14 protein-coding genes are annotated in these 20,369 nt (G+C 40.5%); 6 read left to right on the top strand and 8 right to left on the bottom strand.

Annotated features, from left to right (window positions below; genetic code table 11):
* Positions 1–40 precede the first annotated feature (40 nt).
* Both J3P37_RS09510 and J3P37_RS09505 read left to right on the top strand, forming a co-directional pair.
* On the top strand, positions 41–949 hold the full coding sequence (locus J3P37_RS09510; protein ID WP_256010874.1) for a S66 peptidase family protein: 909 nt from the start codon (positions 41–43) through the stop codon (positions 947–949).
* A 23-nt stretch (positions 950–972) separates the two neighbouring features.
* The gene (locus tag J3P37_RS09505; protein WP_256010873.1) at positions 973–2,160 is read left to right on the top strand and encodes an OmpA family protein; all 1,188 of its coding nucleotides are present in this window, start codon (positions 973–975) and stop codon (positions 2,158–2,160) included.
* A 44-nt stretch (positions 2,161–2,204) separates the two neighbouring features.
* On the opposite strand, the gene J3P37_RS09500 is transcribed toward J3P37_RS09505, so the two are convergent.
* From J3P37_RS09500 to J3P37_RS09480, 5 genes are all read right to left on the bottom strand, one after another.
* Positions 2,205–2,711 carry a lipid-binding protein gene (locus J3P37_RS09500; RefSeq protein ID WP_256010872.1) on the bottom strand — a complete coding sequence of 169 codons (507 nt, stop codon included), beginning with the start codon at positions 2,709–2,711 and terminating at the stop codon, positions 2,205–2,207.
* A 30-nt stretch (positions 2,712–2,741) separates the two neighbouring features.
* The gene (locus J3P37_RS09495; RefSeq protein ID WP_256010871.1) at positions 2,742–4,241 is read right to left on the bottom strand and encodes a SusD/RagB family nutrient-binding outer membrane lipoprotein; all 1,500 of its coding nucleotides are present in this window, start codon (positions 4,239–4,241) and stop codon (positions 2,742–2,744) included.
* Positions 4,242–4,252: 11 nt separating this feature from the next.
* Positions 4,253–7,477, bottom strand: coding sequence for a SusC/RagA family TonB-linked outer membrane protein (locus J3P37_RS09490; RefSeq protein WP_256010870.1), 3,225 nt, complete (start codon positions 7,475–7,477; stop codon positions 4,253–4,255).
* A 363-nt stretch (positions 7,478–7,840) separates the two neighbouring features.
* Complete coding sequence (locus J3P37_RS09485; protein ID WP_256010869.1) at positions 7,841–9,292, bottom strand: RagB/SusD family nutrient uptake outer membrane protein; 1,452 nt, start codon at positions 9,290–9,292, stop codon at positions 7,841–7,843.
* Between the two features lie 7 nt (positions 9,293–9,299).
* Entirely contained in the window at positions 9,300–12,479 is a 3,180-nt protein-coding gene (locus tag J3P37_RS09480) for a SusC/RagA family TonB-linked outer membrane protein (protein ID WP_256010868.1), read from the bottom strand.
* A gap of 209 nt (positions 12,480–12,688) precedes the next feature.
* On the opposite strand from J3P37_RS09480, the gene J3P37_RS09475 reads away from it, so the two are divergent.
* From J3P37_RS09475 to J3P37_RS09460, 4 genes are all read left to right on the top strand, one after another.
* Positions 12,689–13,030, top strand: coding sequence for a PadR family transcriptional regulator (locus J3P37_RS09475; protein ID WP_256010867.1), 342 nt, complete (start codon positions 12,689–12,691; stop codon positions 13,028–13,030).
* 17 nt (positions 13,031–13,047) lie between these two features.
* On the top strand, positions 13,048–14,616 hold the full coding sequence (locus J3P37_RS09470; protein ID WP_256010866.1) for a PspC domain-containing protein: 1,569 nt from the start codon (positions 13,048–13,050) through the stop codon (positions 14,614–14,616).
* Between the two features lie 68 nt (positions 14,617–14,684).
* Positions 14,685–15,569 carry an AraC family transcriptional regulator gene (locus J3P37_RS09465; protein ID WP_256010865.1) on the top strand — a complete coding sequence of 295 codons (885 nt, stop codon included), beginning with the start codon at positions 14,685–14,687 and terminating at the stop codon, positions 15,567–15,569.
* Positions 15,570–15,660: 91 nt separating this feature from the next.
* Positions 15,661–18,561 (top strand): DEAD/DEAH box helicase, encoded by a 2,901-nt coding sequence (locus J3P37_RS09460; RefSeq protein WP_256010864.1) that lies wholly within the window; start codon positions 15,661–15,663, stop codon positions 18,559–18,561.
* Between the two features lie 11 nt (positions 18,562–18,572).
* On the opposite strand, the gene aat is transcribed toward J3P37_RS09460, so the two are convergent.
* The 3 genes from aat to rbfA are packed head-to-tail and all read right to left on the bottom strand — an operon-like array spanning position 18,573 to position 20,356.
* Entirely contained in the window at positions 18,573–19,223 is a 651-nt protein-coding gene (gene aat / locus J3P37_RS09455; RefSeq protein ID WP_256010863.1) for a leucyl/phenylalanyl-tRNA--protein transferase, read from the bottom strand.
* A 42-nt stretch (positions 19,224–19,265) separates the two neighbouring features.
* Entirely contained in the window at positions 19,266–19,940 is a 675-nt protein-coding gene (locus J3P37_RS09450; protein ID WP_256010862.1) for an energy transducer TonB family protein, read from the bottom strand.
* 38 nt (positions 19,941–19,978) lie between these two features.
* The gene (gene rbfA, locus J3P37_RS09445; protein WP_256010861.1) at positions 19,979–20,356 is read right to left on the bottom strand and encodes a 30S ribosome-binding factor RbfA; all 378 of its coding nucleotides are present in this window, start codon (positions 20,354–20,356) and stop codon (positions 19,979–19,981) included.
* Positions 20,357–20,369: the final 13 nt, after the last annotated feature.

Here is a 20,369-nt window from a genome sequence, read left to right as displayed (position 1 = left end):
AATGTGTAAAGATCAAATTTGCATATTTGTAGACCGAATTATGCAAACTGAATCTATTGCTCCTGCTTATTTGAAAAAAGGTGATAAAATTGCTATAACCTGTCCGGCTAAGAAATTGCCACATGATATTAGTTCAGCGATAGCTTTGCTTGAAGGCTGGGGTCTCGAAGTAGTTTTAGGGGAAACAGTATATGCATCTTACAGGCAGTTTGCCGGTGATGACGAATTTCGCCGAAAGGACTTACAGCGGTTTTTGGATGACCAATCGGTAAAAGCAATAATTGCAGCCCGGGGTGGTTATGGTACCATTCGTATTATAGATCAGCTTGACTTTAAAAAGTTTCAAAAGAGCCCCAAATGGCTGGCAGGCTTCAGTGACATCACAGTATTACACAGTCACATTCACGCCGGTATGGGTATCCAGACTATTCATGGACAGATGCCTCTAAATGTTCCTGATGCAACAAAGCCATCTTTAAATTCGTTACGTAAAGCGTTGTTTGGGGAGCCCTTAAAATATGCGTTTCCTGCAGTGCGCAGCAATATTCATGGAATTGCAAAAGCTCCGGTAATTGGAGGAAATCTTACGCTTCTGGCAATGTTAAATGGCTCAGACTCTGATATGGATTATAATGGGAAGATCCTTTTCATAGAAGATGTGGGAGAGTATTTATACTCGATTGATCGTATGATGTGGTGCTTGAAGAGGGCAAACAAGCTAGCGAAGTTAAAAGGCTTAATTGTAGGAGGGTTCACGGATTTAAAAGATAATGATATCCCTTTTGGCGAGTCTGTTGAAGAAATTATTATCAATCATGTAAAAGAATACAACTATCCGGTGTGCTTCAGTTTTCCGGCCGGGCATGTTTCTGATAACCATGCGATTATTTTGGGAAAAACAGTTACTTTAGTAGTTAATGATCGTGATGTAAAGGTTGAATTTATGTGATTTTTTTATTTGGATCTATCTGAATGCGCTTTCTTGTTCTCTACATGCTGGTTCTTTTACATTCAATTTCTTTGAATGCTCAGGAAAATGCCGGGGATTTAAAGTACGCGAAATCTCTCCAGGTAAATACAACGTATGTATTTTCAAGAAGCCCTGTGGGTTATGGAAAAGTCCAGGAGTTCAAGATAAACAAGCGACGCTCTCCGGTCATCTTCAAAATTGAGCGGAATACCATCTGGCTGAAGCTGGGAATACCTTACGATGGTATCCTAAGCTTTGAGATAAAGCCGAAACAGCTTTCTGATGATTACGACTGGATGCTGTATCGTTACAATCAGGATTTAGCAAGTGCTATTGCGAGGAACAACATCCTACCAGTTCGGTCTAATATTTCACGAAATGACTTGCAGATAAAAAGCCGTACCGGGTTGGCTGAAGGGTACATAAATTCATATGCAAATGCGGGTCCTGGAAAAAGCTTTTCAAAACCGCTGGACGTGAAAGCGGGCGATTCGCTTGCGATCATCATTGATAACATTTATGATGGGGGTGCGGGTTTTTCCTTTGTTAGTAAACTTAAGCCATCATATCCGCTGGTAGCACGGGTTACCGGCAAAGTATTTAATAGTGAGAAGCAGGATTCTTTGCCCGCCGCCCGGATAGTGTGTGAAGATGATTTGACTGGCGTGGCTTTGTCTGAAACCTATGCAAATCAAAATGGAGAATATTCCCTGGCTGTGCCGCTAGGAAGGGCAATAAATGTAACAGCGCAACATCCTGGGTTTATTTTTAAAACTGAAGATATTAGCTTGTCCAGAAACCTGGATACTCTTGACTTTTACCTGGAGCCTCCGGCTGACGGCAAAAAGCTTTTGTTGTTTAACATCCATTTTTCTCCTGATAAGGATCTTATTATGATGAATGCCACGCCCGACCTTGTTCGACTGGCAAACTTTCTTAAAGAGCATGGTGGTTTTGATGCCAGGATAATCGGTCACACGAATAATAATCCATTCGCCGAGAATAGTTACTTGCAGCAACTTTCCTTCAAAAGAGCCCTTGCTATTAAAAAGAATTTGGTCAATATGGGAATCAGTGAAAAACGATTATCTTGTATAGGAGTTGGAGGTAAAAATCCTATAATAGTTTCGAAAAACCCGTTAGAGAACTTGAAAAATTTAAGGGTAGAGGTATTGTTGGAGGGGAAATAAAAAAGCGGTCGTTTACATTGAACAGTAAACGACCGCTTTTTAAATTACTCCGTTGGCGTCCATGCGGTTCTCCGATGGCCTCTTAGCGTGTAAGTTATTCCGTCAGAGGCTATATAGTTTATATAAATACTGTCAGCAACAGCACCAGAGGGAGTTGTTGTTGCTTGTAAAAGAACCTTAGCCTCATTTAAACTGAATGTCTTACCTGGAAATAGATCGTTAGGTATATCTCTTCCGGCAAAGGTTTTCTCATTAACATTTACACTGATTTTCCCCCAAATAGCAGGAGCCTGGGTGTTTGTCCCCATGCGTATCCATGCTTGGTCACTACTGTTTGCTGCTGTGTTATACGTTCGAAGAGTCAATCGGGTACCACGTTGGTTGGCAGTAGTCGCTCCGAACGGGGTTCCATCCTGAGTATATGCATAGGTAAGCCATTCTCCGGCCATAGGCCATATTGGCGAATGTTCTACCTCCTGATCGGGGTAGGTTTCACAACTTATCAAAGCAGTTATGAATAGTGACAGGATTATATTTCTAAATTTTTTCATGTTCATCTTGCTAATGTTAAAAATCGACGGTTATTTATGCCACCACATTTTTGTATATATAGGTACAACAGTTGGGGTGTTAGGATTGTAGTCACTTGAACTCTTTGGAAAGAGCAGTCTTCGGGGTGTTTGTTCGGCTGGTAATACAGAGGTTCTGGAAATAGTAAAGGATCCGGGAACATATGCTGGATCATTTGAAGTTACAGTGCTGATAGGCGGATAACCTGTTCTGTTCTGATCAAAAAATGCATCCCACGATTGTGAACGGGTTGAAGCTATCCATTTTTGAGTGATGATCTGCTGGATCATACCTTCTGTGCCGGCTGCTGTATTGAATGCATACTCACCTCCAGGGGAGATAAACGCTGCTGCATTAAGAGGGAGGTCAGCCGAATTCCACCTTTGGAAAGCAAGAGTAACTCCCTGATCATAGTTCGTTTTAGCTGAGGTTGAATTTCCTAGTCGGGCATTAGCTTCGGCTTTAAGAAAAGCAACTTCTGCCGCAGACATAAAGAACACCGGATCAGTTGGCTCTATAATAGCTCTTGATGTCTGTGAGTTCTCGTACCTTTCAGGAGTATTGTAATACCCTTGTTCTAAGCCGAAATAGAGAGGCCATTCCTCATCGGCTTCATCCTCTGGTTCATAGCTAGTTGTCTCATAAAAGGCTGCAACCCTGGGATCGTCATTTTCCAACAGATAAGATAATAAGGTGTTGCTTGCCCGCAAATTTTGCGCTGTATTTAGTTTGCGCCTGTCTTGTTCAAAAAGTGGATTTGATTTGTTTTCTGCATCGATAAAAATATCCACTTTTGCATCGACTGTTAGAAGATCATTTTCATTTAGTAAAGCTTGAATAGCAACTCTATTCACTTCAAAATCTCGCATCAAAATCTTTAATTTTAACGACTTTGCAAAGCGGATCCAATTTTCAATACTTCCTTCAAAAACAAAATCTTCTCCTCCCATTGGGCTTAGAGCTGCAGCCTGGCTTTCTTTAGAAATCGCATCGTCCAGCATTGAAATTATTATTCCATTTGCAGCTTTGTTTTCTATGAACGCTGGCTGCGGGACAGTTTGATAGTTTAGCCCTTCTGAAATTGGAATTGCTCCATAGAAGTCATTTAGAATGTGGTAGTCGAATGCCGACATTACTTCGGCAGCAATATAATAATGCCATTCGCCAGCTGCTTCAGCTTTAGCCATGGCCAGCCTAAGGTCTTTTAGAGCCCCGGCCCACATATTATCCCATGCTGCATTGTAGCTAGCGTTTGTGAGATTATAATTGTCAGTGGTCCTATACTGACTTGAATTATTGTGTTGAGCATATTGTTGAGCCCATAGACTGCCTATTAACTGGTAATCTCCACCTATGCGAGATGCTGAGAATGCAATTCCAGACGGTAACAAGAACTTTGCGCCTGTATCTGTCTGATAATTAGGATCCTCGTTTATATCTAGAGCCTTTTTGCACGCTGAATAAGTGGTGATCAAAACAAGCAATGCGGCTAATATTTTAAGTTTTTTCATGTCAAAATAATTTAAAATGTGACCCTTACACTCGCTCCGAAGCTGCGCATTGACGGCCCGGCAGCGAATTCTCCAATTTCTGAAATGATATCATTTCCATAACTTGTAGCTTCCGGGTCGACGAACGTGTTGGATTTAGGGGTAAAGAGTAACAAATTTCTTCCAATCAGACTCACATCAACCTTAGATAGCTTTGATCTTGTAAGGACCGACTTAGGTAATGTGTAAGTTAATACCACTTCCCGTAACTTTAAGTAGTCTCTGTCGAGAACATAATCTCTCCAGCGATAGGGATTAGTGTTTCCATACCAATAGTTATACATATCGGTATTGTTAATCTGAATATTATTCTCGACATAACTTACCGTGCCATCTTCGGCCACAATTTCCCTTACTGAATTTGGAACAACAAATGGTTGACGTTCGTTGAAGGTGGTTTCCATATTGTTTCCCACAAATGCGCTTAGTTGCTTAGTATAGGAGTAAAATTTGCCTCCTTTTCGCCAGTCTACTACTGCATTTAAAGAAAAATTTTTATAAGTTAACCCATTTGTTATACCCAAAATAAAGTCTGGGTTTGAGGATCCTACATCGTCCTTAGCACTTGCGTCTATTTGTTCATATCCTAAGGTGTTGACAATTATTTTACCGGCATCCGGACCGGAGGGCACTCTTCTAACAGATGGTACACGGAATATACCCAGTGGTTCCCCTACTCGTGCAACAAAGTCAACTGAATAGGCATCTTCAATCAGGATTTCCTGAGCGTCGCCATAGAGCTTGAGTACTTTGCTCACATTTTTTGTGAAATTAGCGCCAAGGTCCCATCTAAAATCATTAGTTCTAACGGGAATCAATGATAAGCGAGCTTCTACCCCTCTGTTAGCAATATTGCCAATATTCAAAGTCTGTGTAGTGTAACCAGTTTCTGCCGGTACGCTTGCACGCACAATTTGGTCTACTGTTTTTCGGTTGTAATAGGAGAAATCCAGGCCAACTCGGTTATCAAACCATCTGGTATCAAATCCCAACTCCCATTCTGTGGTGATTTCTGGCTTGAGATTTTCGTTCCCCTTGTTATTCAACTCCGTTAATCCCAAGATCCCGTTTAGTGGAAGATATAAATCTCCGAAAGCTAGCCGCGGTCTTGAGGGCACAAAAGGAGTTCCAACTCGATAAGGGGCAGCATCGTTACCAGTTTGACCCCATGCGGCCCTTACTTTGAGATAATTGAGTTTTTCGGATTGAATTTCTGAAAACATATCAGTCAGAACCAGCGCTGAATTTACGCCACCATAGAAATAGCTTCTGTTGTTGGTTGGTAATGTTGAAGACCAGTCGTTCCGCATCGATACATTTACAAACCAATAGTCTCTAAACCCAAAGTCAATATTTGCATATGCAGCCATTAGGCGACGTAGATTGAGAATGGATGAAGATATTGGCTCTGATGTTGTTTTATTTTCCAAACTGTACCATTTGGGAACATTTAAACCGGTTATGTAAGAATTGAGATAGTTGAACCTTCTTTGATTGTAATTATAACCAATTGTACCACCCAATCTAATATCATTATTTATTTTGTAATCCCCCTGGAGCATGAGGTTTAAGTCGATCTGGCCATCTTTTCTAAAGGTTTCGCCATACCGTCCTACGGTAGGCGCTTTTCCCCATTCTTCCGAATAGGATCCTGGACTGAAATTGACAATAGCTCCCCAATCATGAGTCCTGGCATTATTAAAATCTCCCCCCAGTCGTCCAATAGCTCGGGTTCCATTAAATACTTCATAACCTAATTCCAACTTACCAAAAACCCGATCGTCCTGAAGTCTGGATCCATTTTCATTAATAACGAAATAGGGGTTGTCTGCATATACAGTGAAGTAGTTGTCAACATTGTTATAGATATTGTTATAATCTTTCAACTGGCTAATGGGAATATCGACAGGTATGGCTAAAAGTTCCTGGTAAAGCGTTGATCCACCGTCGGTTGTGCCCTGTCCTGCAGCAACTGCACTGACATCCCTGCGAATGTAATTTAAGCTGTAGTTAGCATCAAACTTTCCGTATTTTGAAGTTCCTCTTAAGGAAAAATTATTTCTCGAAAATTTGTCAGCGTTATTTGGTACGACTCCATTTTGCGCTGTGTTTGAGTAAGAAAAGAGAACAGAATTATGCTCGCCCCCTCCGGATATAGAAACTGCATTTTGAAAATCTGAGCCGGTATCATAAAAGTCTCGGACATTGTTCTTTACATAGGAAAAAGGTTTTTCCCTGCTTTGTCCATTAACTTCAGCTCCCCAACTTTTAATCTGGCCGTTTAGCTTTGGTCCCCATGAGCCGTTTTCTTCGGTGGCAAAATAGGGCCAACCCTGACCAAATACATTCTGCGTTTGGGGCACCCTTAAAACATTAGTGAAGTTTGCCGATCCGGTATAAGTTACGTTCAGCTTCTGATTTAACTGGCCTTTTTTGGTTGTGATCATGATTACTCCATGTGAAGCTCTTGAACCATAAAGGGCAGTTGCAGATGCTCCTTTTAGTATAGTAACAGATTCAACGTCCTCAGGGTTAATGTCATTAGCCTGGTTTCCAAAATCAACCGAGCGATTAACCCGGTCAACTGTTTGAGTGGTTGGATCACTGGCGAAACCATTGTCGGCGGTGTTGTTGTTGATTGGTACTCCATCTATAACGTATAGAGGATTATTGCCACCTGAAAATGATGAGACTCCCCGGATAATGACTTTGGTTGACGCTCCGGGCCCCCCGCTATTTGATATCGTGACGCCTGCAACTTTACCCTGGATACCGCTCATTACGTTAGCATTTCTTGCCTGGGTTATATCTTCCGATTTAACCGTTGTGGCTGCATAGCCAATGGTTCGCTGTTGCCTTGACATCCCTAGAGCTGTTACTACAACCTCTCCTAGCTGCGTGGCATCTGTTTCCATAACAACGTCTATCGAAGTTCTGGTTCCCACACTAATTTCCTGGTTTGCGTAGCCAATGTAGATAAATACAAGAGTGGCACCCTGGTCTGGCACGTTTATTGAATAGACGCCGTTAGCGTTAGTTTGGGTGCCTACAGTAGCACCCTTGATTCTGACACTTACTCCGGGAAGTGGCAGGCCGTCCTCTCTCGCTGTTACCGTACCTGTGACAGTACGCTCTTGCGCAAATATATTTATTGCACATAGTAGCAAGAGAGAAAAAAATGTCGATTTTTTTCTCATACCTCTTTTTAATTAATGATCAATTAATAATAAATACACAAAAATTCTGTGAATGTTTAAATGATTTAAGTCATTTATTGGTTTTTTTCTAAAAAAACCGGTTGATTTCGCTGTCTGGTCCTTTCTGTTTTAAGTTTTCAAGTAAAGTTTCAGCCATTAAGTGGTGAAGTTCCTCGCAAATACAAAGGTTTTTATCTGGTATATGCTCTTGATTGGTAGATACAGTGCATATATACAAACAACGCTTGCGAATTGTGAATGTTTTCACTAATTGATGTTACATCAACTGAAAAACCGAAGGTTAATCTCATAAAAAAGGCCCCGAATATCTTCGGAGCCTTCTCACCTAAATTTAAAATGAATTTACAATGGGTTCGGTTCAATATTAGGATTTGCGTTGATTTCATCCTGCGGAATAGGTAAAACTAACTTTTTGTCTCCAGGGAGGTAGTTAACAATTTTCCAGTGGCTTGTTGAGCCGGTCCGGTTAACCGGAGATTTCGTTCTCAGCAAATCGAAAAATTTATGTCCTTCGCCATATAATTCCTTTGATCGCTCTGTCATTATCTCCTCAATCAAAGCATCTCCTGTGTTTGGTGATACCGTGGTTGCTACTCCTGCTCTTCGTTGTATTTCAAGAAGAGCGAGTTTGGCTTCGGTCTCATGGGTTATTCCCTGGCGAGCCTCCGCTTCTGCCTCTATCAGCCACATCTCGGCAGATCGAATCAGAACCTGATTTCTAGCAGTAGTGGTGGTGTAATCGAATTTGTTAATTAAGTATCCCTCACCTTTCATTCTATAGATAGCGGTATTGGCATCGGCGTTTACTGAGCTTTTTACGAGAAACTGTTTTTTACGGATGTCAGCTTCAGCAAATGAATTAAAAAACTCGGTGGTGGCTCTGAAGGTCGAATAACCAACATCATATGGTTCATAGAATGAATGCACTCCTAATAGTCCCTGATTATCATCTGTTCGAACGTTCATAGCGTAAATCCATTCCGATGTAGGACTAAAAAACCCTTTAAGAAGGTCGTTTGCCGGACTTAATGGTTTGTTGGCTCTTGCAAGTTTCGCGTACTTAACCGCTTCCGGCCAATTTTCCATGGTAAGATAAACTCGTGCGAGGAATCCTTGAATAGCAGGAATGTTCATTCGATAGATGCTATTCTGTTCTCCCAGGTTTTGTTCTGCAAATTTCAAATCCTCTAGTATGAAGGCATACACTTCTTTCACTTTACTTCTGGCAGGAGGGGTATCATATTGGCCTAAGGGCTTACTGATAATTGGAACGCCAGCTGCCTCAGGATCTAATGAGTAGGGTTTTGCAAACCATCTTATCAACCAGAAATAAGCCTCTGCCCTAAGCGCTCTCGCCTCGGCTAGGTAGCGCTTTTTTTGTGATTCATTTAAAGGAGAGGACGGTATCTTATCTACAAACTCGTTTGTGTTTGCGATTATCTGATAGGATGTCGCCCAATATTCGGTAGGTTCATAAGATGTAACTGTTTCAACAAATTGATAGCCGTTAGTAAAGCGACCGTAGTTGCCAGTACTTACAATGAGAACATCACCACCTTTAACATCTGCGTTAAGGATCATGTTGTGCGAATAGGCAGAGGTGTTTGAGGCAGTAGTGGTAAGATCATAAATGCCTGTCATAGCAATTTGTATCTTTTCCAAGCTTTTGAAAACTTCATCTGCATCTACCTGCTCGGTTGGCGAAGTATCTAAAAAATCTTTCTTGCAGCCTAAAATGCTAGCCAGAAGGATCAATATAATACATTTGATACTATTTCTATTTTTAAAGCTCATTTCCTTTTTATAATCCAATGTTAATGCCTAATGATATGGTTTTAATGTTAGGAACATCACTGCTGCTGATGCCAGAGTTTTCGATCTCCGGATCCATCCCTTTATGTTTAGCCAGGGTAAACGGGTTTTCGGCCATCAAATAGATTCGTGCAGAAGACAACTTCGCCGATCTCAATAGTCGTTGATTAAGAGAATATCCTAAGGTGAGGTTTTTGACGCGGATGTAAGATCCATCTACCAGGAATCTGGACGAGGTATAATTTCCAAGATCCGTATTAGTAACAGCAAATCTTGGAACATCAGTGATATCCCCGGGATTTTTCCAGGCATTCAGTATGTCCCGGGACATTTGTGTTCCAGAAGTTTCCCCACCATGCATGAGAAGGCTGTACAAGCTATCATAGATTTTATTTCCTGCCGAAAAATATGTAAAGATGTTTAGATCGAAGTTTTCATATCTGAAAGTATTATTAAATCCGCCAGTGACCTTAGGAAGTGAGGACCCCTGCCCTCCGTACTGTGTTGCTAAACTTGGGTTACTGGTCGTTAACCGGTTTCCATTGGGCTTGCCGTCTGTACCAAGTTCGTCTACGTACCATAATGGTCTGCCTGTCTGTGGATCTATGCCCGCGTATTCTCTGATATACCACTGATAGCGATCCTCTCCAACTGTCCAGCGTTTAGATGTCCCGTTTTCAATAATCTCGTTTTGAGTCATCCTCCTTATTGTATTCTTGTTAGACGTGAGATTGAATGATGTAGTCCAGTCGAGCTCTTTTGATCCTAGTGGCTTGGATTTTAAGAATATTTCAAAGCCACGATTATCCATTGCGCCGAGATTACTATTAATGTAGTCGAAACCAGTAAGTTTCGACAATGGCTTTTGAAATAGCAGTTCATCTGATCCGCGGTTATAATATGAAATCTCTGCGCTAATTCTATTTTTCAGGAAAGAAACTTCCAGACCTATATCTGTAGATCTGGTTTTTTCCCAATGCAAGTCTCTGTTTTCGAGTTGAGAGAAGTTCATCCCTGTTTGACCTTCATAGTTCTTACCGAGGCTATAAAGCGCCTGCCATGCATAACGATTTTCGAGGCTGCGGTTGTTATCAACTCCAAGTCGATCATTCCCCGATACGCCATAACTCGCCTTCAATTTTAGCTCGTCAAGAAATTCTATCTCGCTTAAGAAGTTTTCCTGGCTAAGACGCCAGGCTCCACCGATGGAGTAAAAGTTTCCAAATTTGAAGCCGGGACCAAAAACTGAAGAACCATCTCTTCGAAAGCTTCCCGAAATGTAATATCTATTTTTGTAACTATAGTTGAGCCTTGTAAAGTAAGATTCAAATTTTTGCTCTGACAAGAAAGAGCGGGCAATAGAAGGAATGGAGGCACCAATTAGTTCATCTGCACCAGGGAAAGCAAAGTTGGTAGCCTGACTATAGGTGTTATCTCTTTTTGTTTTATAAGCTTCTTGACCAAGTAAGACGTCAACGCTGTGTTCACCAAACGTTTTGTTATAGTTTAGGGTATTAATAAATGTTAGTGTAATATCTTCCCTTGAAAAACGATAACCGCGACCGCGCACTCCAGTTCCATTGCCATGCTGCATGTTATAAAATTGTCTCTCTCTATTTGCGATATAGTCAATGCCGACAGTAGAACGAGCTTTGAGGGTCTTTAATATCTTTAATTCAGCGAATGGACTTGTAATTACCCGTGCCGTTCTGGTGTTATATTCATCGAGTTCGTTTAAAGCAAGCGGGTTATAATCATTTGTTAAAGGATTGCTGTAATTATACTCCCTTTGTCCTGTTATAGAATTTATAAGGGGTTCTCCATTTGAATCAAGGGCATATAATGGATAAATATTGGAAACAAGGTCCCCAAATCTGACTGGATTAGCAGCTCCGGTTCCGCCTGCAGGGGTATTTTGATCTGTATAGGAAAGATGGTTGGTTATTCCCACAGTAAAGTTATCAGAAACATCATTGGATATGTTGAATCTTCCCGAGTATCTCTTAAAATCTGAGCCAAGTACAATTCCATCCTGACTAAAATATCCTCCTGAAACAAAAAACTTAATTTTTTCAGCTCCGCCTTCAGCCGATATATCAATGTTCTTTGTGAGTCCCCTTCTCAGCACTTCCTTGCGCCAATCAGTGTCATAATATAAACGTGCATTTTCTGCTAGTACACCATTCGCTACATATGGACTAGTAGTGTTGTAGTTGCTTTTAGTTTCCGATCCGAATAACGTTTTATTGGTTTGCTTGTTCGCAAAACTTACCGCGTCAGTTTCAGAATCGTTGAGCGCCCTGCGTTGTTTATAATAATAGTCCCAATAAAGTTTGTAATACTCGGCGCCATTTAAGACAGCGTGTTTGGACACCGCTTCAGATGAATATCCAGCATTGGATCTGGCGGAGAAGTTTGTTTTTCCAGCTTTTCCCTTCTTGGTATTTATTAGAATAACACCATTTGCTGCCCTTGAACCATAAATTGCAGAAGCAGATGCGTCTTTTAAAACAGTTACAGATTCAATGTCATTTGGATTCAAAGAGGACAGAACATCTCCGGTATATGTAACGTCAGACTGCGCCATGTAACTCATATTTCCATTGGTGATTGCAACACCATCTAAAACATATAATGGAGTGCTAGAGGCGTTGAATGAACCTACTCCTCTTATTCTTACTGTCGAGCTTGATCCTGGCTGACCAGAAACGCTTGTAACCTGAACTCCGGATGCAGCACCTTGTAAAGCTTTTTCAAAAGAAGTAATGGGCCGGTTTTCAAAAGTCTCTGATCTTACTTCCGATACAGAACCTGTAAAACTTTCTTTTCTTACAGTTCCATAAGCAACTACCATTACTTCATCGAGGGTTTGATTGCTTTGTTTAAGGAATACATCAAGTATTGACCGCCCTCTTAAACTCACCTCCTGCTTTTCATAACCTATCGAGGAATATATTAATACTGAATTCTCATTTGGTACCAGTAATTGATAATTGCCTCCGAGATCTGTTAAGGCTGAATGTTTACTGTCTTTTATATTAACTCTTACACCCTGTAATGGCCTACCACTATGTTCCTCACTGACTTTTCCTTTAACAAGATGCTCTTGGGCTAAGCAATTTATAAAAGGAATAAGTGAAAAGCATAAAGCAGCAAAAACTTGCTTCATATATAGTTTTAATTAAGCTATAAAAATGTTGTCTTTATTTAACTATATCAAATTTAATTTGTGAAATTTTTGAAAAACCGCCGACTTTAACCGCCATATTTTAAAAATAAATCAGCAATTGCAAGCCATTATTAAGGATTTATAAAAAATATATAACATAGTAGTTTGTTATACATAGTACTAAATAAAACATATAACTTTGTATTGCTATGATAGTTGAAAATACACAGATTCAAATGAGGAAGGGAATACTTGAATATTGTATTCTTTCGATTATTTCGCGTGGAGAGATTTACGCATCCGACATTATTAACGAACTTAAAAAAGCCCAGCTTTTGGTGGTTGAAGGAACTTTGTATCCGCTGCTTACACGCCTGAAAAACAATGGTTTGTTGAGTTATAATTGGATAGAGTCAAGTTCCGGACCACCGCGAAAATATTATACTTTGACTAACTCGGGAAAGCAGGTCCTTAAACAACTCGACGCAACCTGGACAGAGCTGGTTTATTCTGTGAATACAGCGCTGGAAGGAAGAGAAACTGACAAATAACCTTTAATCTATACATCATGAATAAGACGATAATTATAAATATCAATGGCATTGTGTTTCATATAGAAGAGGATGCCTATGAACTCCTTAAAACTTACATGACCGAGGTAAAACGGCATTTCGCTTACTCTTCGGACAGTGATGAAATAATTACAGATATTGAAAACCGGCTTGCGGAGATGTTCACTGAGCGTTTGGCTGCGCAGAGCAAGCAGGTTATTGTAATCCAGGATGTTATTGAAATAACAGCGCAAATGGGCAGCGTAAATGACTTTGAAGATATTGATGGTCAGCCGGAGGATTCTGCAATTTTCTCTGAAAAAAGGTTATACCGGGATCCGGATGACAAGACGATAGCGGGTGTATGTTCTGGTGTGGCTCATTATTTTGACATAGAGGTTAAGTGGGTACGAATACTTGCAATCTTATCGATCTTCTTATCGGGTTCAGGGTTGATAATATATGGGATTTTATGGTTGGTAATACCTGAAGCAAAAACAAGGCAGGAAAGAATGGCGATGAAAGGTGAGCCTTTGAATTTGCAAAACTTTAAGAAGAGTTTTGACGATGAAGTCGAAGCTTTTAAAGGAAATTTCAATAAACCGGGGTTTCAGAAATCTGCTGATACTATTGGCGATTTTGTTAATAACTTGTTTGAACTGATCACAAAAGGTATAAAAATCTGCATAAAGGCGATCGGTGCACTGATCATCTTTGCCGGTGGGATGGCCTTGCTTGGCTTGATCGGTTCTTTATTATTCTTTTTAGGATTTTGGAATAATGAAGAATTGAACGTGTTGCCTTTTATTGCAATTAATCCGGAATACAGGTCGTCTGTCTATATAAGTGCCTTCCTGTTGTCGGTGATACCGTTAATTGCATTAATTTTGTTTGCCGTCAGGGTGATCTTCAATCGCAAGCTGATTTCGAGAACCGGCTCGTTTGCCATGCTTGTTCTTTGGTTAACCGGATTGGGTATGGGAGTATATTACGGATCTAAGATTGCATCTGAATTCAAAGAGGAGGCACGGTTTGAACAACGTTCAGACCTGCTAAGCTATCCGGTGTACTATCTTAAGTTAAATCCGAATCGCTTACTAACGCATGAAGATAGCTTGAAACTAAATATCGCTGGTTTCAATGGTAACATACTGATTGATGACCACGATGACTTCGACCGCTTGACTGAGTTTGACCTGCATATTGAAAAAAGTGATGAAGCCGGATCTATGGTATTTAAGGAGTTTAAGGCTCAGGGAAAGACCTTTGAATCGGCATTGAAGACTGCTCAAAAAACGCAGTATCAGTTCTTACAAACTGATTCCACGCTTATCTTCGACAAATACCTATACCTATCAGATAATGCTCTTTACCGGGATCAAAAAGTAAATGTAACGCTTAAAATCCCAGTTGATACCCGTCTGATTATAGATGGAACAATGCGGTCGCACCTTCATGGCTATAACTTAAATGATTGCGGGCTGGATGATACTGACTCAGATACGCGTACTGAGTGGATAATGACAACCGAAGGTCTTAAGTGTAAAAATGATAGTCTTTATTCAAAAGCCAAGGATAAACTTTAAATTTAGGGCTTGATTCGATTTTGAGCTGTGTGTGAGTAGTACGCTCGTTCGAAACGAACGCAAACCCCATGAAACCACAATTACTTAAAGTAGCTTCGGGTCCAACTCACTCCTTTAGTGCGCGTCAGGATCTTCTTCCGGATATAAATAGCAAATGGCATTACCATCCGGAAGTGGAGTTGATTCATTTTGAGAAAGGGGAAGGAACTCAATTTATAGGTGACAGTATTAAGCGTTTTAAAACGGGAGATATAGTTTTGGTTGGGCCAAACCTTCCTCATTACTGGCGCTTTGATGAGTGCTACTTTAACAAGGAAGCTGCTGCCGACATAAGGGTTGTTCACTTTAATGAGAACTTTTGTGGGGAGGCTTTTTGGAGCTTACCGGAAAATAAGGTTATAAAATCCCTTTTGGAAAAAGGGCGGCGAGGAATAAAAGTTTCGGAAGGAAATACAGACAGGATAGCCAACTATATCAAGGGCATGCTCCATTCGGAAGGGCCTGAAAGAATAGTTTTCCTTATCCAGGCCCTGCTAGAGATCTCCAGGTCGAATGAAGTGGAAATTTTGTCTTCGGTTGGCTTCAAATACAATTTTGAAGAGAAGGAGAACGATAAAATGAATGACATCTATAACTACTCGCTGGCGAACTCCACCCGGAAGATCTCTCTGGAAGAAATTGCCGCAGTGGCTAAGATCAGTCCGCATTCTTTTTGCCGGTTTTTTAAATCCCGAACGCGGAAAACTTATTCCAGCTTTTTAAATGAGGTCAGGGTCGGTCAGGCCTGCCGGCTGCTGATTGAAAATCGCCTGAACATTAAGCAGGTATGTTTTGAAAGCGGGTTTAATAATTTTGCGAGTTTCCATAAATGGTTTAAGTCTATTACGGGAAAAAGTCCTCTCACCTATCAGAAAGAGTATTTTATTGAGAAGCCGGTAGGTAATAATCTGTAAAATAAAATTTAGAGTTTGATTTTCTTATTATTCTCTTTATGTTTAACATTTTTAGAATGCTAAATTCCAAGATATTTTTTAGCATTTGCCGATGTTGCGTGTTGACAGTACAAAGCCTTGTAAATTAGTTTATTCATTATGCCTGCACGATTATCTGGGTTATCTGATCGAGCCACATATTGTTCAGTTAAATTCAGACGGTGGGTTTTCATTAACGTATCAAAGGTTATTTTCTACCACTGCGAAAGAGTTTAATTTTTTGCTGGATGATACGGATATCAGGCTGATAAAGCTTCTTGAAGAGACAGAACAGGGTAGTATTATCAAGCGTTATTACAAAAAGCCAATCAGGCCGGTCGAGTATTTCAGTAAAGTTTTCGATGACAAGTTATTTTCGGTAATCAGGCCAAAGATTGAAAAACGGTTGATTGAGGCACTTGGCTTATTACGAGATAAGGGTGTCTACATGATGAGCAAGGAAGGATGGCCGGTAGAAAAGAAAGTCACAATGGCTTCAGAGCCAGCCTCAGTGTTGTTTCATTTCAGAAGGAACGAGATGGAAACGCGCTACTTTCCAACTATAAAATATCAAGGGATTCGTATTGAGTTTATGTTCCGTGATGCTCAAATCATCTGCAATCAACCCGCCAGGCTTCTTCTCGATGATGTAATATATCATTTTGAAGGAGATATTGAAGGTAAAAAACTGCAGCCTTTCTTAAACAAGCGATTTATTTCGATTCCAAAAGCGTCTGAAAAAACCTACTTCGAGAAGTTTGTTGCTCCGCTTATTGAAAAGCATCATGTTTACGCCGAGGGGTTTGAAATTAACACAGAAAAGTTTGATGCATCTCCTATTCTAAAGGTCATTTATGTTCCTGCCGGGGTATCGCAGTTGCAGCTATATTTTAAATATGCCAACTATATCTTTGCTGCAGGCAGTGAAAACAAGGTATCTGTGCGGATGGAAAAACAAGGTGATAATTATATTTTTCATCGGATCAGACGATCATCGAACTGGGAAAATAATAAACTTGCCGAGTTAAAAAGTCTGGGTCTTAAAACTACCGGATCACTGTTCAACAGCTTGGAGCCCGATCAGGACTTTATGGAGAATGAAGATGCTGCATTCACGGTAATAGATTGGCTGAATGAGAATCATGATCACTTAGTGGAGCTCGGATTTACTATAGAACAGCCCGATGGTAACAGGCGATTCTTGTTCGGAAGTAATAAGATTAACCTCGAAATAGTTGAGAACAATGATTGGTTTGATCTGAATGCCATTGTTTACTTTGGGCCATACCAGGTGCCATTTATAGATCTGAGACATCACATTTTGCACCGTATTCGCGAGTATACCTTACCTTCCGGTGAAATTGCGGTCATTCCTGAGAAATGGTTTTCTCAATATGGGGGTCTTTTAAGCTTCACCGAAAAAGGCGATTCATGCTTAAAACTTAAAAAACATCATATAGGTCTTATTTCAGATTTTGCTAACAGTGAGCTTGCAAGTATTACATTAGACAGAAAGCTTCAAAAGTTGACCAGTTTTGAGGAAATCGATGATGAGTTATCGCCTGTACATTTCAATGGAACTCTTCGGGAGTATCAGAAGGCAGGATACAACTGGTTTCATTTTTTGAGGAAATACAATTTTGGGGGATGCCTGGCTGATGATATGGGTTTAGGGAAAACGGTGCAGACCCTGGCATTGCTTCAAAAAATAAAGGAGGAATGCGAGGAAAACAGGACCCCATCCACCTCCCTGATCATAATGCCTACGTCTTTGATCTATAACTGGCTGAATGAAGCCGCCAAGTTTGCCCCCTGCCTTAACATTCATGTGCATACAGGAAGTTTAAGAAATAAGAATGTAGATCGTTTTATGCAGTATGATGTTGTATTTACCACATATGGCATTACCCGTGTAGACATTGATTTGTTGAACACGTTACACTTTCATTATGTTATCCTTGATGAAAGTCAGAATATCAAAAATCCTTCATCTAAAGCCTATAAGGCAATAAAGCAGCTTAAGTCGCGGTACAAGCTGATATTGAGCGGAACTCCGGTGGAAAATACAGTGAATGACCTGTGGGCTCAGATGTCTTTTATAAATCCTGGGCTACTTGGAAGTCAAAGTTTTTTTCAGAACGACTTTGTTACTCCTATTGAAAAGAAGAAGGATGAAGAGAAGGCAAAAAAGCTGCAGGCACTGATAAAACCTTTTATCCTCCGGCGCACTAAGGATCAGGTAGCAACTGAATTGCCGCCAAAAACAGAACAGTTGTTTTATTGCAAGATGAGTGATGAGCAGGCAGAATATTACGAACAAGTAAAATCTGAATACAGAAATGATTTGTTAAAAGCGCTGGAAGACGGCACTTTTGTTAAGTCACAGGTTCAAGTGCTTCAGGGGCTGACTAAGCTGCGCCAAATAGCAAATCATCCGGAAATGATCGACAGAGATTATGAAGGGGAATCCGGAAAGTTCGAAAACGTAATCCACACTTTAAAAAATGTGTTAGCAGAAGACCACAAAGTGCTGATCTTCTCGCAGTTTGTTAAACAACTTGAAATTTACAGGGCATATCTGGACAAAGAAGGGATTGCGTATTCGTATTTAGACGGAGCCACCCAAAATAGAGGCGATGTAGTGAAGGAGTTTCAGAATGAAAAAACCATTAAAATTTTTCTCATCTCCCTAAAGGCCGGAGGGGTGGGTTTGAACCTTACTGAAGCCGATTATGTGTTCCTGCTTGATCCATGGTGGAATCCTGCAGTTGAACAGCAGGCCGTTGACCGTACGCATCGCATCGGGCAGACAAAAAATGTGTTTATTTATAAGTTTATCACTAAAGATTCTGTAGAGGAGAAAATCCTTGCATTGCAAAACAGGAAAAGATCTGTGGCAGAGTCTTTAATAACCACCGAAGAGAGCTTCGTCAAATCTTTGACAGCAGAAGATATAAGGGAAATACTGGGTTAGATCGCAGGCAATCAAGAAAGCAATTCAGGTAATTTATTAAGATGCTGCATATATTCCGCTCTTGAAATAAACCGGGCTCCCATGCTTTCCAAATGTTCAGTATGCACCTGGCAGTCGATGAGCTGGTATCCTTTGTTTAAACAAAGCCAGGCAAGAGCGGTCTTTGAAGCGTTGCTAATAGTACTGAACATACTTTCGCCGCAAAACACATTATTATGTTTTACCCCATAGAGGCCTCCTGCTAATTCATTGTCAAACCATACCTCAATAGAATGAGCGTGTCCGAGTTCATGAAGATTTATATATGCTTCCTGTATCTCATCAAGTATCCAGGTGCCGGGCTGATTTTTTCTTGCAGCGCTTGCGCAAGCCTTAATTACACGTTCAAAAGCTTTATCCTCGGTAACAGAAAATTTTCCGGATCTAATAACCTGGCGCATACTTTTGCTGATTTTTATTTCATCCGGGAAGAGAACGAACCGTTCATGTGGGGAGTACCACAATATAGGAGTGTCTTCTGAGTACCAGGGGAAAATTCCCTGGCTATACGCTCTTAATAATCTTTGGGTTGACAGATCTCCTTCAATTGCTAGCAGTCCATCTTCTTCGGCAAGTTCGGCGGGTGGAAATTCACAGGAGTCGGGATGCAGGCGAAAAATCACGGTTAAAATTATTATAAATATAAATGTTCCTTGTGGAACTTGTCATTTTCTGATCTGACAGTGCAATGCCAGCAGCTTGTCTGCCTTGTCGCTTCCAATCCGTCTGATGAAAAGGAAGTCTTCACATGCGCTTTCCTTGTCTCCCTGTTTTAATTTCTGGTTTGCCTGACGTATTACCCGCTCTATAAAGGTATCATTATAACCTAGTTGTTCTTTAAGTTCAAGTATCCGCAGCTCCCCTTCCCGGGTTTTTGAGGTATCTTTCTGGCTGTAAAAATTGATGACGGCGTTTGAGAGCTCTTCACGTGCTTTATATGCATTAATAGCTTCCTTAATTTCTTCTTTGCTGCGCGATTCACAATCGTATTCACGCAATGAAAAATTAATGGGGATTGACAAAAATTGTGTAGTATCAAAGCTTGCCGGGACAATCCACTTTCCTGAGGTAAGTCTGATAACTCTTAAAGCTTCATCGTCCAAATCAAGGCCAAATCCTTTTTCTACTCCTGAATTGAATATCCTGCCTGTATGGTCCAGCTGGAAACTGATAAGCACAGACCCTTGCAAACAGTTGAATTTTGAATATTCAGGATAAATGATCGTGTTGGCGATAAAACTATCTAACCTGGATTTCCCTCCTTTGAATGCCGGCCTATCCTGTAGGTTAACGTAGCTAAGGAAAAGACTAAAAATAAAGGTTAGATAGTTTAAAAGCATATCGAAATATTAAGTCTTAAGTCTCTGCAAAAGCAAATTTAATCCTCGTCAGTTTCAGGTTGCCGCGGTTCTTTACTAATTTTATCAAAGATTTTGTCCATTCGCTCTACGTATTCATTGGTGTCATCCACAAAGAATTCGAGCTGAGGTACTATACGGGCCTGGTCTTTAATCCGGCTGCCTAACTTATATCTTATCTCGTTTGCGTGAGATTTGATAGTATTTAATGCCAGAGTAGTATTCTGGTTGTTGAAAAAACTTAAAAAAATACGAGCGATCGCCAAATCTGGCGTAACCCTAACTTTTGTTATAGTGACCAAAGTGTTAGGCAAGTAGTGCATCCCTTCGCGCTGAAAGATAGCTGCAAGATCCTTTTGGATTACTCCAGCGAATTTTTGCTGACGTTTTGATTCCATGATACAGAATTTT

Source organism: Desertivirga xinjiangensis (assembly GCF_024436435.1).
GTDB classification, from domain to species: Bacteria; Bacteroidota; Bacteroidia; order Sphingobacteriales; family Sphingobacteriaceae; genus Desertivirga; species Desertivirga xinjiangensis.
The sequence above is the reverse complement of the archived record's forward strand: the minus strand, read 5'-3'. Positions and strand labels throughout refer to the sequence as shown.

Bases quoted from the DNA above. Each gene is read 5' to 3' on its own strand.
- J3P37_RS09510 (WP_256010874.1), top strand. From the start codon at position 41: ATGCAAACTGAATCTATTGCTCCTGCTTATTTGAAAAAAGGTGATAAA.
- J3P37_RS09505 (WP_256010873.1), top strand. From the start codon at position 973: ATGCGCTTTCTTGTTCTCTACATGCTGGTTCTTTTACATTCAATTTCT.
- J3P37_RS09500 (WP_256010872.1), bottom strand. From the start codon at position 2,711: ATGAAAAAATTTAGAAATATAATCCTGTCACTATTCATAACTGCTTTG.
- J3P37_RS09495 (WP_256010871.1), bottom strand. From the start codon at position 4,241: ATGAAAAAACTTAAAATATTAGCCGCATTGCTTGTTTTGATCACCACT.
- J3P37_RS09490 (WP_256010870.1), bottom strand. From the start codon at position 7,477: ATGAGAAAAAAATCGACATTTTTTTCTCTCTTGCTACTATGTGCAATA.
- J3P37_RS09485 (WP_256010869.1), bottom strand. From the start codon at position 9,292: ATGAGCTTTAAAAATAGAAATAGTATCAAATGTATTATATTGATCCTT.
- J3P37_RS09480 (WP_256010868.1), bottom strand. From the start codon at position 12,479: ATGAAGCAAGTTTTTGCTGCTTTATGCTTTTCACTTATTCCTTTTATA.
- J3P37_RS09475 (WP_256010867.1), top strand. From the start codon at position 12,689: ATGATAGTTGAAAATACACAGATTCAAATGAGGAAGGGAATACTTGAA.
- J3P37_RS09470 (WP_256010866.1), top strand. From the start codon at position 13,048: ATGAATAAGACGATAATTATAAATATCAATGGCATTGTGTTTCATATA.
- J3P37_RS09465 (WP_256010865.1), top strand. From the start codon at position 14,685: ATGAAACCACAATTACTTAAAGTAGCTTCGGGTCCAACTCACTCCTTT.
- J3P37_RS09460 (WP_256010864.1), top strand. From the start codon at position 15,661: ATGTTGCGTGTTGACAGTACAAAGCCTTGTAAATTAGTTTATTCATTA.
- J3P37_RS09450 (WP_256010862.1), bottom strand. From the start codon at position 19,940: ATGCTTTTAAACTATCTAACCTTTATTTTTAGTCTTTTCCTTAGCTAC.
- rbfA (WP_256010861.1), bottom strand. From the start codon at position 20,356: ATGGAATCAAAACGTCAGCAAAAATTCGCTGGAGTAATCCAAAAGGAT.